Origin of the sequence: Mycolicibacter hiberniae, from assembly GCF_010729485.1 — a bacterium.
Classification (GTDB): Bacteria; Actinomycetota; Actinomycetes; order Mycobacteriales; family Mycobacteriaceae; genus Mycobacterium; species Mycobacterium hiberniae.
This window is the reverse complement of record NZ_AP022609.1, coordinates 3,955,063-3,970,063: the sequence shown is the minus strand read 5'-3', so window position 1 is coordinate 3,970,063 and position 15,001 is coordinate 3,955,063. Positions and strand designations below refer to the sequence as shown.

At 69.4% G+C, this 15,001-nt stretch carries 5 protein-coding genes; all 5 read right to left on the bottom strand.

The genetic code is table 11. The features are described 5' to 3' along the window. Positions 1–2,869 precede the first annotated feature (2,869 nt). The 5 genes from G6N14_RS21500 to G6N14_RS18435 all read right to left on the bottom strand — a co-directional run bounded on the left by G6N14_RS21500 (position 2,870) and on the right by G6N14_RS18435 (position 14,970). Positions 2,870–5,899: a PE family protein gene (locus G6N14_RS21500; protein WP_456085369.1), complete on the bottom strand. Its 3,030-nt coding sequence runs from the start codon at positions 5,897–5,899 to the stop codon at positions 2,870–2,872. 743 nt (positions 5,900–6,642) lie between these two features. After that, a complete protein-coding gene (locus G6N14_RS18450; protein WP_085136210.1) occupies positions 6,643–9,048 on the bottom strand; it encodes a hypothetical protein in 2,406 nt (801 codons plus the stop codon). A gap of 40 nt (positions 9,049–9,088) precedes the next feature. After that, entirely contained in the window at positions 9,089–11,392 is a 2,304-nt protein-coding gene (locus G6N14_RS18445) for an autotransporter outer membrane beta-barrel domain-containing protein (RefSeq protein ID WP_085136274.1), read from the bottom strand. A gap of 410 nt (positions 11,393–11,802) precedes the next feature. Continuing rightward, a complete protein-coding gene (locus G6N14_RS18440) occupies positions 11,803–13,659 on the bottom strand; it encodes a fatty acyl-AMP ligase (RefSeq protein ID WP_165756889.1) in 1,857 nt (618 codons plus the stop codon). A 114-nt stretch (positions 13,660–13,773) separates the two neighbouring features. Then, complete coding sequence (locus tag G6N14_RS18435; protein WP_085136208.1) at positions 13,774–14,970, bottom strand: cysteine desulfurase-like protein; 1,197 nt, start codon at positions 14,968–14,970, stop codon at positions 13,774–13,776. Positions 14,971–15,001: the final 31 nt, after the last annotated feature.

Below are 15,001 nucleotides of genomic sequence, written 5' to 3'. Positions count from 1 at the left end.
AACTGGCTGCCGCCGGCGCCACCGACGCCGCCGTTACCACCGGTAGCGCCGCCGACACCGTTGGTGCCGTTGCCGTTGAGGTCGACGAGGCCCGTGGCACCGGTCGCACCGGCGCCACCGTTACCGCCGGCGCCACCGTTGCCGATGATGCCCGCGGCACCACCGATGCCACCGTTACCGCCTGCCTGCGACGACCGGTCGGCCAAGACCTGACCGGCGCCACCGTTTCCACCGGCGCCGCCGTCGCCGCCACTGCCCGCAGCGCCGTTGGCGCCGGCGTCCGCCTGACCGCCTTGGCCGAAGCCACCGGCACCGCCGGTGCCGGCGATACCGAGCCGGTTGCCACCCACGCCACCGTTGCCGCCGTTGCCGGCCACGGCGTTGTTGCCGCCGCCACCGCCGACACCACCAGCGCCACCGTTGCCGGCGTTACCGGCCGCGCCGCCGTTACCGCCGACACCCGCGTTGCCCGCCACGGCGTTGCCGCCCAGACCGCCGGCCGCGCCGTCGGACGAGTGGCCGCCGTTACCGCCGTGGCCGCCATTACTGCCGCTGACGCCGGCAGCACCGTTACCGCCGTTGCCGCCGTTACCGCCGCGGCCACCGCTACCGCCCGCACCGCCGTCACCGGCGAGGGAACCGCCGGCGCCACCGTTACCGCCAATACCTGCCGCAGCGCCCGAACCACCGTTGGTGCCGTTGCCGTCGCCGCCGGTGACTCCGGCCGAGCCGTCCGCGCCGTTACCACCGTTACCGCCCGCGCCACCGTTACCGACGTTGCCGCCGGCGCCACCGTGGCCGGCCTTGCCGCCGGCCTGGCCGGAGCCGAGCGCCCCGTTACCGCCGTTGCCGCCGGCCCCACCGTTGCCGCCATGAGCAGCGGCCGCGCCGTCCGCGCCGTCGGCACGCTGGGTGCCGTCACCGTTGAAGCCGCCCGTGCCTCCGATGCCGGCCGCGCCGATGTCGCCGCCGCTACCGCCGTTACCACCGGTGCCGGCGATCGGGTTCACGCCACCACCGGCACCGTGACCACCGCGGCCACCGTCGGCACCCGTGCCGGCGTTACCGCCGCTGCCGCCCACCGAGCCCAGGCCGTTGGCGCCGGCCACACCGTTGGTGGCGGCACCGCCGACACCACCGTTACCGCCGGCACCACCGTGGCCACCGTTGCCGCCGTTGCCACCGTTGCCGCCGTTGCTGCCGACACCGCCGCTGCCTGCCGGGGCGTCGAGACCGGCCTTGCCGAGCGCGCCGTTACCACCGTTGCCTCCGGTGCCCGCCACGCCGGCGCCACCGCCCGCACCGCCGTTACCCGAGATCGAGCCACCGGCACCACCGGCACCACCGGCACCGGCGTCCCCACCGGACTGACCGTTCGCACCGTGGATCACGCCGAGCGCATTGCCGTTCGCGCCGTTGCCGCCGATGCTGCCCGAGCCACCGGCGCCACCTGCGCCACCGTTGCCGATGGTTCCGGCGTTACCGCCCGCGCCGCCGGCACCGCCGGCCTGCGGGTTGCCACTGGGCAGGACCGCGCCGTTGCCGCCGCGACCAGCGGCCCCGCCGTTGCCGCCCGAACCGATGCCGCCGTTGCCGCCGTTGCCGGCCTGCTGGCCGGCGCCGCTCAAGCCGCCCACACCACCGAAGCCGAACTGGCCGCGGTCGCCGCCGTCGCCGCCGTTACCACCCTTGCCCGCGATCGCGTTCAGGCCGCCACCGGCACCGTTGGCACCGATACCGCCGTTGCCGGCGTTACCCGCGGCACCACCCTGGCCGCCGACACCGCCGGCACCGACCAGGCCGTCAGCGCCGAGGGTGGCGAGACCACCCTGGCCGCCGTTGCCACCGTTGCCACCGAGTCCACCGATGCCACCGCTGCCGCCGTGGCCACCGTTGCCGCCGTCGAGCCCGCTGCCGAACGCCACCGCAGCGGCATTCGCGCCGTCGGCGCCGTAACCACCGCGTCCACCAGCACCGCCGGCGCCACCGGCGCCACCGTTGCCCGCGTCGCCGGAGATGGTGCCGCCGGCACCACCGTTGCCACCGTTGCCGCCGAGACCACCGACACTGCCGTGGGTACCGTCTCCGCCGTTGCCCAAGCCGTCCACGGTGCCGTCGGTTCCGGCCGTGCCGGTCGAACCGGTACCACCGTTACCACCCGCGCCACCGAGGCCGACCGGACCGGCCGCGCCACCGTTACCGCCGTCGCCACCGGCCTGCGGAGTGCTGTCCGCGTGGACCAGACCGATACCGCCGGCACCACCGGCACCACCGTTACCGCCGGTCGCCAGGGCGCCCGCGGCACCGCCGGCAGCCTGGTCGGTCCCGCTGGAGTTCCAGCCGCCGACTCCGGCGTGGCCACCCGCGACCCCGCGGACACCGCCCTGGCCGCCGTCGCCACCGTTGCCGGCCTTGAGGCCGACCCCGCCGCCGGCACCGGCACCACCGGCACCACCGTTACCGGCGTTACCCGCGTCGCCCGCGTTGCCACCGGCCCCACCGAGGCCCTCGGCTCCTGCCGCGCCGTTGGCGGCAGCACCGCCGGCGCCGCCGTTACCGCCGATTCCGCCGTTACCGCCGATTCCGCCGTTTCCGGCGTCGCCACCGTCGGTACCGTCGCCGCCACTGCCGGCAGCGGCGTCAACACCCGCTGTTCCGTCCGCTCCGTTACCGCCGTTACCGCCGTGGCCGGCCGCGCCGCCGTTACCGCCGGCGCCACCGTTGCCGGAGAGCGACCCGCCGACGCCACCGGCGCCACCCTGGCCACCGAGACCACCGTCGGCACCGTCGGTGCCGTTGCCGTCGCCCGCCGTAATTCCATTGACCGTCGCACCGGCGCCACCAGCACCACCGGCACCACCGTTGCCGGTCAAGCCGCCGCCACCACCGACACCACCGGCGCCGCCGCCCCGCCCACCGCCGCGTCACCGCACCGGCGCACCGCCGCCGACGCCATTGCTGGCCGCTGGCCGCTACCGCCGCCACCGCCGTGACCGCCCGCGGTGTCGGCGACCGTCGCGTCTGCTCCGGCGCCACCGGCACCACCGTTGCCGCCGGCGCCACCGTGTCCGCCGGCACCACCGTTACCGGCGGTCGATCCACCGGCACCGCCGGTACCACCGGCGCCGCCCGTGCCGCCGAGGAAGCCGGCGGTCCCGTTGCCGCTGATGTCGGTCAGGCCGGCCACGGTCGCACCGATGCCACCGAAACCGCCGTCGCCACCGTTGCCGATGCTTGCCGCGTTTCCACCGGCACCACCTGCACCACCGGCCTGGCCTGTCGCACCATCGCTGGCCAGACCGACACCGGCGCCACCGGCGCCACCGTTGGCCCCGTCGCTGCTGAGTCCTGCCAGGCCCGCGACACCGGCCGCGCCACCGTCAACGCCGACACCACCGGCGCCTGCCTTACCGCCCGCGCCACCGTCGGCGCCGTTTCCGCCGCTACCGCCGTTGCCGGCCGCGTCCTGGTCGTTGCCGCCGAGGCCCGTACCTCCGGCAGCCGCCAGACCGGCCGCACCACCGTTGCCGCCGTCGCCGCCTACACCGCCAGTGCCGTTCGTCGCGGTACCGCCCGCGCCACCCGCGCCACCGGCGCCACCGAAGCCGGCGTCGCCGCCGTTGCCGCCGTCAGCACCGGCGACCGTCGCGTCAGCTGCCGCACCACCGTTACCGCCGATGCCGCCCGCACCGCCGACACCACCGGCGCCACCGTCACCGGAGTTGCTGCCGCCCGCACCGCCGACGCCGCCCTTACCACCGGCACCGGCGTTGCCGCCGGCGATGCCGTTACCGGAGAGGTCGGTGATTCCGTCCGTTCCGTCCGCACCACGGCCGCCGGCACCACCGGCGCCACCGTTGCCGTCAATCGCCGCGTCACCACCAGCGCCACCCGCGCCACCGGCCTGGCCGGTCACGCCGTCGCTGCCCAGACCGACACCGTCGCCACCAGCACCACCGACGCCACCGGCACTCCCGGCACCGACGCTGCCCGCACTGCCGTCCGCACCGCCGTCGGTTCCCAGACCGGCCGTACCGGCCGCGCCACCGACGCCGCCGTTACCGCCCGCGCCGCCCGCTCCGGCGGCGTCGAGGCCGCCGCCGCCCAGGCCCTTACCGCCAGCCGCGGCCTGGCCGGCCGCGCCACCATTGCCCGCGGCGCCACCGGCACCACCGTCACCACCGGTGTTGCTGACGCCACCGGCGCCACCGTCACCACCGAGGCCACCGGCGCCGGCGTCACCACCGGTACCACCGGTTCCGCCTGCGACCGTCGCATCCGCTGCCGTACCGCCGTTACCGCCCGTACCGCCTACGCCGCCAGCGCCACCGGTACCACCGACACCGGAGAGGGCACCGCCCGCGCCGCCGGTGCCACCGTTGCCGCCGACGCCACCGGTGCCACCAGCTGTCCCGTTGCCGCTGAGGTCGGTCTCGCCGTCGACACCGGTTGCGCCCTGGCCGCCGGCTCCACCGTTACCGCCGTTGCCGTGGTCGGCGGCGTCGCCACCGGCACCACCGGCACCACCGGCCTGGACGGTGCCATCACCGAGGACCTGGCCCGCGCCACCGACACCACCGTCGCCACCGTTACCGGCCGCACCCTCGCCACCGTCAGCACCCGAGGCCGCCAACAACCCGCCACTGGAGCCACCCGCACCACCGACGCCACCGGCACCGGCCGCCGAGCTGGAGTTACCGCCCTTACCACCGGCACCGGCCACCGCGGAAAGTCCACCGCCGGCACCAGCACCACCGGTGCCACCGTTACCGGCCGCGCCACCGGCGCCACCGTCGCCACCGACACCACCGGCACCGTGCACACCGGCCAGACCCTTCGCCGACGCACCACCAGCGCCACCGTCACCACCAACACCACCGGCGCCACCGTTGCCCGCGGTACCGGTCGCATCGCCACCGTTACCACCGTCAGCACCGCTACCGGCCACCGCGTTAAGACCCGCGTCCCCATCAGCCGCCGCACCACCGGCACCACCCGCGGCGCCGGCACCACCGACACCACCAGCGCCACCGTTACCGGCCAGCGAACCGGCCGCACCACCGGCACCACCAGCGCCACCGTTACCACCGGCCAGGCCATCGGTGCCATCGGCACCGACCGTCGCGCCCGCGACACCGACCGCACCCGCGCCACCATTACCGCCGGCGCCACCATCGCCCAGGTTGCCCGCGTCACCACCGCGACCACCCACACCACCATTGCCACCGGCCACCAACGCATCGGCAGCATCGCCACCGCGGCCACCGTTACCACCGGAGGTCGCCGCCGCACCCGCGACACCACCAGCGCCGCCCGCGTTACCGGCTACACCGGCGTCGCCACCACGACCACCGGCACCACCATCAAGATTCGACGCGTCACCGTCAGCACCCGCACCACCGTTACCACCAATACCGGCAGCGCCACCATTACCGCCGATACCCACCGCACCGGCCAGACCGTTGGAACCGATCCAACCGCCGACACCACCAGCACCGGCAGCACCCGCGGCACCACCATTACCGCCGTTGCCACCGTCACCGGCGTCGCCACCGTCTTCACCGGCCAGCACACCGTCGATACCGGCACCACCATTGCCGCCGGCACCACCGGCGCCACCGGCACCACCGGCGCCGCCCTTACCACCGGAACCGATCAGCCACGAACCCCGACCACCGGCACCACCAGCACCGCCGGCACCACCGTTGTCACCGGCCAACCCGTCCAGCCCGGCCAAACCAGCCACACCGGCCGCACCCAACGCGCCGTCGCCACCGAGACCACCGTTACCACCAACGCCGTAGAACAGACCGATACCCGCACCACCGGCGCCACCGAGGCCACCATCACCACCAGCAATGCCAGCGCCACCAGCACCACCATCACCACCGATGCCCATCAACCAACCGCCGGCACCACCAGCACCACCATCGCCGCCGTCAAAACCGTCACCACCGACGCCACCATTACCGAACATGCCGCCGAACCACCGACACCACCGATACCGTCAAGCGACGTACCCGCAGCACCACCATCACCGAACCACAGACCACCGGTACCACCAGCAGCCTCAGCCAACGTGCCACCGTCGATACCGTCTTCACCGTTACCGATCAGCATCTGACCGAAACCGAACAGGTTGATAAACGAATTGACCTGCTCACCGATCGGGCTCAGAATCCAAGCCTGCCCCAGCTCATACAACGGCTGGTAGAACAGCGAACCGAACCAGTCATCCGCAGCCGCCCCACCCGGCAGGTCCGCCACCGACGCATCAAACGACAACCCCACGTTCGACAGCAACGGCTCCCACGAACCCGCGTCAAACAACGTCTCCCACGACGACGCCTGACTCAGATCCGCGAACGCACCCGCCAGGTCATCACCCAGCAGGTCCACAACCCAATCAAACTCATCAGCATGCGCCGCAGGCGCCGCAGACAACGGCGCCATCCCAAACGTCAAAAACGCCCCAACCGCACTACCGGCACCCAACAGTCGTCGGCTGCGCCGACTCTGCCGACCGAGACCCGAAGTGTTACGCCCTACTGCCATTTGGGATTTCCTATCTGTGTGGCCCACAGTTGTGCTAGCTCTGTCTGTCATTTGGTCTGGTACGGCGCCTTGCCTGCGTCAGCAGGCTCAGCCTGTGTAGCCCAACGCCGCGGCGATCTGTTGCGGGATGTCGTTGAGCCATTCGGCGGCCACTCCGAAGAAGTCGCCGTTGATGCTGAGCAGGCCGATGTCCGCCAAGCCCAAGCCCTCGACCAAACCGTTGATGTCGAGGCTGCCGAGGCCGAGATCGGTGAGCAGCGAGTTGATCGTCACGCCGCCGAGGCCAAGGTTGGCGACGATGGTGTCCAGGTCGTAGGTGTCCAGGCCCAGCCAGCCGAGCAACGTGCCCAGGGTCGGGTCGCCGAGCACGCTGGTCATCAGGTCGGTGATGAAGGTGTCGAGGTAGACCTCGTCGAGACCCAGTCCACCCAGGATGCTGCCGATCGACACTCCACCCAGCAGACTCTCGATGACCTCGTCGAGAGTCCGGACGTCGAACCCGAGGTCGGCGAGCAGCCCGGCGATCGAGATGCTGCTCAACCCGAAGCGGTCGATGAACATGTCGATGCTGATGTTGTTCAGGCCCAGGTTGTTCAGCGTCTCCTGGAGGAAGATGTTGTCCAAGCCGAGGCTGTCGATCAGGTTGTAGAGGCCGAGGCTGCCCATGCCCCAGTCCTCGAACAGCTGCAGCAGCGTGGTGTCGGTCAGCCCCAGGCCGGCGATCGCGTTCTCCATGAGGGCGGTGAGCGTCGGGTCGAAGCCCCACGCGTCGAAGAACTGCTCGAGGGTGACGTTGCCGGTCATGTCGCCGAGCTGCTCGAACAGGTACTCGACCGAGAAGTTGCCGATGCCCATCGCGTTCATCATCTGGACAACGGTGACGTCGTACATGTTCATGTTCTGCACGGTCTCGCCGACGGTGTTGGGACCCAACACCGCGCCCAGAGTCGGGTTGCCGGCCTTCTCAAGCAGCGATGCCATGTCGGGGGCGAGCACACCCAGCGGCGTGTCGAACAAAGTCGCCGCCCCGCCCTGGCCCGGCAGGGTCTTCAGCAAGTCCCCGAGGATCACGTCGGTGATCGGGGTGTCAGGGTCGTACCCGATGGTGTTCTCACCGATCGGCATCCCCTCCATCAACTCACCGAGAGTCTGGTCGCCGAACTCACCCAGCAGGCTGTCCAAGGTGGAGCCGGGCGGCATCATGCCGGCCATCAGTTCCATCAGCGGGGTGGAGCCGGTGATGTCCGGCCCGAGGAATCCGCTGTTGATCAGGTCGACCAGTGTCTGGTCGCCGTACTCGCCCAACATTGCGGGGAGCGCGCCGATGGTGATGTTGCCGAGGCCCATCTGCTCGAAAAAGTCAGTCAGCGGGACATCGGGCATCGAGTCCTTGATCAGTCCGCCGACAGTCCAGCTCGGGTCGACCAGGCTGGCCAGCGACTCGTTGCCCTGAGCGCCGAGCAGATCCTTGATGAGCCCGCCCACGGTCTGGTTGTCACCGCCCACCAAGTCCAGGATCATCTCGGACAGGGTGGGGTTGCCGATCCCGACTTCCGGGGAGTTCAGCAGGGCGATCAGCAGGCTCGCGACCGAGTCGTCCGCGGTGAAGCCACCGAGGTCTTCGAGCAGCTGAGCGATCGTCGGGTTACCGATGCCGGCCTCGTTGAACACGCCGATCAGCAGTTCGGACAGCGTCTGCGTGCCGATCCCGAACTCGTTGAGCACATCCACCGGCGTCATGTGGCCGAAGCCAGCCTGGTCCAGCAGATCGATGATCAGGGTCTCCAGCGGAACATCGCCGATTCCGGCGTCGGAGAGCATCTGGGTGATGGTCAGGTCGCCGAAGCCAGAGGCTTCCACCACACTGCCGATGGTGAAATTGGCGTCGATCGGCTGTCCCGGAGTCAGGACGCCGTTGAACAGCGGGACGCTGGCGTCGCCGAAGGTCAGACCGCTGCTGCCGTTGAGGAAGGCGTCCAGCAGGGTCGCCGGCGCACCGATCAGCGCGGACAGCGCAGCCATCGGGTCGCTCCAGTCGAAGACCTGGCGGAGCACGTCGCCCATGGCTTCGAAAAGTGTGACCCACGGACCGACGCCCGCCAGCAGCGAGTTCATCCACAGCGGGAGCTCGATGTCGACACCGACGGGGAAGGGCAGCGCCTGCACGTTGATGGACGGCATCGAGTTGGTGAAGATGTTGATGACATCGGGGATGCCGGAGATCGCCTGGTCGGGGTGGGTGAAGATGTGCTGCAGCAGACCCCACATGTCGACGGAGTTCTGGTTCAACGCCTGCAGGTTGGCGATGGTGTTCTCGAACAGGTCGGTGTAGGGCGAGAAGAAGCCCGACGTCAGCGCGACGCTCTGCTGCTGGGCGATCGCGATCTGGTGCTGCAGCTGAGGCAGGGTCGCGGCCACCGAAGGCACCGCGACCAGGCCCACCCCGGCAACGGCCATGCCGCTGGTGACGTACGGACGAAGTGTTTGCTGCATGACGCCCTCCCGGACTGAAGTTCCGAAGCTTCCCTGTCGATTAACCACCGAGCACCGCCGTGATCTGGTCGCCCAGCCCGTCGAGCCAGTAGGAGATCGAACCGAAGAATTCGCCGATCTGTGCGTTGATGACGGTGATGTCGCCGAGGCCCAGCGACGCCAAGAGTTCGTCGACGGTCTGAAGCCCGAAGTCGCCGAGCAGCGCGCTCACGGTGGCCGGGCCGAACAGCGAGTCGATCAGCTCGTTGAGAGTCTGGTCGCCCAGGCCCAGGTCGATCATCCAGTCGCTGATCGTCGAGGTGCCGAAGAACTGGTCGAACAGATCGCTGAGCGACTGCCCGCCGATACCGAACTCGTTGAGCATCTCGTTGACGGTCTGCGGGCCCAGCGCCTGCCGGATGATGTCGTCGAGCTGCATGCTGCCCAGGCCGGCGTCGTCGAGCGCGTTGGCCACGGTCTGGTCGCCGAAGGTCTGGTCGAGCAGCTGGCTCAGGGTCTGGTCACCGATACCGGCTTCGCTCAGCATGTCGGCGATGGTCTGGTCGGCGGGCACCATCTGGTTGACCAGCTCCGCGAAGGTGGTGGTGCCCAGCGGCCCCAGCAGGTTCGCCAGCGGCTCGTCGGGCAAACCGCCCAGCACCAGGTCCGCCAGGGTCAGGTCGGCCATGCCCGAGTCGACGAGCATCTGGCCCAGCGTCATCGAGAAGTTCGTCTGGATCATGTCGGCGATCGTCATCTCGCCGGTGGCGCCCAGCATCGAGATCAGCGGGTCGTTCAGCTGGTCACCCAGGACGCTGGCGATGGTGGTGCCCTGCAGAGCGTTGGACAGCAGGTCGTCACCACCCTTGTCCAGCGGGGTCATGCCGGTGGCGATGAGCATGTCGTTGATCGTGAGGTTGCCGGTGATGTAGGACAGGTTGCCCATGATCGTGCCCACCGACAGGTTGGTGATGCCCAACAGGTCGGTGACGTCCTTGACCGTGACCGCGCCGAACCCGGCGTAGCCCATGAGGTCGGCCACCGTGGCGTCGCCCGATGAGCCGAGGATGCTGATGATCAGCTGCGACATGTCGGCGTCGGCGAGTCCGGCCTGACCGAGCAGGTCCATCATCGTCTGGTTGCCCAGACCAAGTCCGCCGAGCAGGTTGTTGACGAACTCGTGGGTGGTGGTGTCACCCATGCCCATCGCGTCGAGCATGGTGGCCGGGGTCGAGCCGGAAAGACCCAGCGCCTCGAGGGCGGTCTGCAGCAGGCCGTTGAGCGTCAGATCGTCGGCGCCAAGCGTGCCGAGCAGCTCGTTGACGGTCGGGTCCCCGATGCCCAGCGCCTCGAGGACATCCAGGCCGAGGTCGGCCAGCTTGAGGTCGGCCAGACCGATGTCACCGGCGAGGTCGACGATGGTCGGGTTGTCAAAGCCCAGTGCGTTGGTGAAGTCGATTGCGATGTCGGCGAGCTGCACGTCGCCGATGCCGATCTGGTCCATGATGTCGGCGATGGTGGGGTTGCCGATTCCCACCGCGTCGAAGACGGTGCTGAGCACGTTGGCGACCTGGAGGTCGCCGAGACCGAGTGCGTCGATCACGTCGACGGGGGTCTGGTCACCCAGTCCGACGCTGTCGAGCAGCCCGGTCAGCATGTTCGACACCACCAGCGTGCCGATTCCGGTCTGGTCGAGCAGGCTGGCGATGGTCTGGTCGCCGATGCCGAGGTTGTCGGCCAGCTCGCTGCCGGTCAGGTCGATGATCAGGTTCTGACCGGGGACCAGCAGGCCGTTGAACGCCGGAATGCTGATGCCGGCCACGTCGATGGTGCTGGTGCCGTTCAGCCAGGCGTCGACCAGGCGCGGCACGGCGGTGAAGATGGCCGCGAACGGGTCCAGGAAGTCATTGGGGTTGAAGATCTGGTTGAGGATGTCCTGCAGCGCGTCGTTGACCGTGACCAGCGGGCCGATCATGCCCATGCCGATCGTCAGGAACGGCGAGAGCAGGACCTCCAGCGGGTCGGAGCCGCTGATCGAGGGCATGATCGAGGTCAGGAACTCGAAGACCTCCGGCAACCGCGTCAGCGAGCTGGGGTCGGTGAAGATCTGCTCGACGAGGTTGCCCCAGCCGTTGTCCGAGCCCATCGCCACCAAGTTGGTGGCGGTGTTGGTGAACAGATCGGCCCACGGGCCGAAGAAGTCCGCCGTGAGTTTCACGGGGAGGTGTTCCACCACTTGAAGAGCCTGGCGTGGCTCAGCTTGGGGCCGCAGCACCGCCGCGGGAACGGCCCCGTTTACCGCGATCAACGCGGCACCCGCGATGGCGACACCGGGGGTGACGTACGGGCGAAGCGCCAGCTGCATCATGCTCTCCTACGGACACTGACTACGGACGTTGCTTAAACTTACATGAGTTTTCCGTTTTGTCGAACGGGAATTTTAGTAAGGAAAAACTTCATGGAAACTGCCAGATCCCACGTGTGGCGATAGATACCAAGGGGTCTGGGGGCCTATAAGGCCAGGTGGCGGAACTTCAGCCGGGGCAAGGCGCTGTGCCGCGCGCTTACTTAACACCCTGTAATCGGTCTGGCTGATCGCTAAGGTAGGGCAGCGCCGGGCCCAAATTATCCTGATGACGCTGCTTAGGAGCGGGCGGGGGCGAGAAGTCGGCCTTTAGCCGCCGCTCCGAGGGCCGTCGAAGCGCTCGGCGCGGCCGGACAGCGAGCGCGGGTGGCCGAACCGCCTTATAGAGCGCGGCGGGTTCCCCGGCCCGATCAGTCCCGGCTCAACCCCAGGTTGTTCGCGACCAACCGGCCCAGGCCGGCGAGCAGGGTCTTCTGGACGATCGAGGTCTCGCTCTTGGGCAGCGGCTCCGACCAATGGGCCATCGCGACCAGCTCACCTGCGAGGTACTGGTCGCGACATGCGCTGCGCTGAATCTTGCCGCTGGTGGTAGTCGGTATCCGCATCGGCTTGAGCAACATGACCGCCTTCGCCTCGATCCCGTGGTGGGTTCGGATCGCCGCGCGGATCTTTTCGACCAGTTCGGGGAGGTCGACCCCTTCGGCGTGGTGGTGCTGTATCTCCTGGACCACCACCATGTACTCCGGGGCGTAGCGCTCGGTCTCCAACTGGAACACCGCGCCACGGCTGGGCAGCAGCGCCGGATGGCAGTCCTGCACGGTCAATTCGATGTCGTTCGGGTAATGGCTGTAGCCGCCGATCGTCATCAGGTCTTTGCACCGGCCCGTGACGAACAGTTCGCCGTCACGGAAGAAGCCCAGGTCGCCACTGCGCAGGTAGGGGCCTTGGCCGGTGTCGGCCAAGTGTGCGTCGAAGGCGTGCTCCGTCTCTTCGGGACGGTTCCAGTAGCCCACGCCGACGCTCGGCCCGGACACCCAGATCTCGCCGACCTCCTCCGGGCCGCGGTCCAGCCGCGTCTCGGGATCGACGATCAGGATTTCCAGCGTCTCCGGCTTGACGCCACAGCCCACCAGCGGTAGCGCCCCGGCTGCGTCGATGTTCACCTCGACGACCCGTTCCTCACCGAGCGCGCTCCGGTCGAAGTGCCGCACCACCGGCAGCGGCGACTCCGACATTCCCGTCACGCCCAGGGTGGCCTCGGCCAGCCCGTAGGCGGGAAGGAATGCCTCGGGCCGGAATCCTGCGGGAGCGAACGCCTCGGTGAAGGACCGCAGCGTCTCAGCGCTGATGGGCCCGGCGCCGAGCACGGCGATCGACAGGCTCGACAGGTCGAGTTCGGCGCGCTGCTGTGGGGTGCTGCGTTTGACGCAGGCCTCGTAGGCGAAGTTGGGTCCGGCGGTGATCGTTGCCTGGTAGCGCGATATGGCCTGCATCCAGCGGATCGGGCGCATCAAGAAGGCGCTCGGCGCCATCAGCACCGTGGTGCGGCCGCCGTAGATGGTACCGAGGATGCCCCCGACGAAGCCCATGTCGTGGTACTGCGGCAGCCAAGACACCCCGCTGATCGGGCTGTTCATCACTGGTGCGTCGTCGGCAGGATTGAGGGCCCAGCGCATGATCTCGAGGTTGCTCAGATAGTTCCGGTGGGTCAGCACGCAACCCTTCGGCACCCCGGTCGACCCCGACGTGTACTGGATCATGGCCAGGCTGTCCGCAGCGACGTTCTGCCGTTCCCAGGCCGAGCCGTCGTCGGAGACCTCATCCATGGCCAGCCAGGTCAGTTTCGGGCCGGCACTGAGACCATCCACGGCCGACTTCATCTTGTCCTGGGTCTTGGCCGTCGCCAGCGCGAATCGGGCATCCGCTTCGGGGACGACGGTCTCGATCCGCCGGATCGGCCAATGCTCGTCGACCGGAATGGCGACGGCGCCGGCGTAAAAACAGCCGAACAACCCGACGATACTGTCCACACCTGGGCGACACAGCACCAGCACACGCTCACCGGCGGCGCCTTGGCGCTGCAAAGTTGTGGCGATCGAACGCGCGCGACTGTCCAGTTCGCGGTAGGTGATCCGGTTCTCTTCGGCATCGCCTTCGGGGCAGAAGATGAACGCGGGAGTGTCCCCAAAACGCGCAGCCTGCTGCTGCAGCAAGTCAATGAGGGTGTCCAGGGCCAAGGGAGCCAGGGAACTCGTCGGTTCTGCCATCGTCACGTCTGCCTTCGAAAGTGCTGGGGTAACGGCCCACAGCGTAGCCGGATCGCCTGCGCGGCGGAGCCGGCAGAAGCGCATCCGGCGATAAACCGAGTTGGCGGCCCCGACCTAGCCCAGCGACGCCAGCGCCCGGACCAGCTGGTCCACCTCGGCTGTCGTCGAATACGGGCTCAGCCCGATGGTGACCGCACCGCCGATGTCGTTGACGCCGATCGCATCGAGCACCCGGGACCCGGCGTTGGCGATGGCCAGTACGCCGTTGTCTGCCAGGCGCTGCACCACGCGTTCGGCCGGCACCTTCTGCACGGCGAAGCTGACCACCGGGATGCGCGCCTCCGGCTCGCCGATCAGCATCACCAGCGGCAGCGACCGCAGGGAGCTCAGCAGATAGTCGAACAACCGGTTCAGGTACTGCCCGGCCGAGCGCATCGAGACCGCCAGCCGCTCGGGCCGGCTCCCCCGGGCCGACTCATCCAGCGACGCCAGGTACTCCACGCTGGCGACCAGCCCGGCCAGCAGGCCGAACTGGTGCAGTCCCACCTCCAGCCGGGCCGGGCCCACCGCGTGCGGGTTCAGCGACACCGAGCTGAAGGTGTCGATCAGCGCGGGGTCGCGGAAGACCAGGGCGCCCACCGGCGGCCCGCCCCACGACGCCGCGTTGAGCGCCACCACGTCTGCTTCGACGTCCTTGATGTCCAACAGTTGGTACGGGGCGGCGGCCGAGTGGTCGACGACGGCCACTCCGCCGACGTCGTGGATCAACTTGGTGACCGGCCGCAGATCGGTCACGGTGCCCAGCACACCCGACGCCGAGGTGAGGGCCACCAGGCGGGTTGCCGGGGTGATCAGGTTCTCCCACTGCCAACTGGGCAGCTCCCCGGTCTCGATGTCCACCTCGGCCCACTTGAGCTTGGCGCCGTAGCGGTTGGCCGCCCGCGTCCACGGGGCGATGTTGGCCTCGTCGTCGAGGCGGGTGACCACGGTCTCGTAGCCCAGGCTCACGCGCGATGACGAGGCGTCGGCCAGTGCGCTCAACAGCACCGCGCGGTCCGGACCGAGCACCACCGCGGAAGGATCGGCGCCCACCAGATCGGCCACCGCCTGGCGCGCCGCGACCAGCACCGCGGCGCTGCGGCGCGCCGCCGGGTGCGGACCCGCGGCCTTCGCCAGCGACCCGCGGAACGCCGTCGACACCGTGGTCGCCACCGAGTCGGGAATCAGCATGCCCGCGGGCGAATCGAAATGGACCCATCCGTCACCGAGCGTCGGGTGCAGTCCACGCACTCGAGCGACGTCATAGGCCATATCAGCCACCCTCAAACTTCTCGCGATCGGC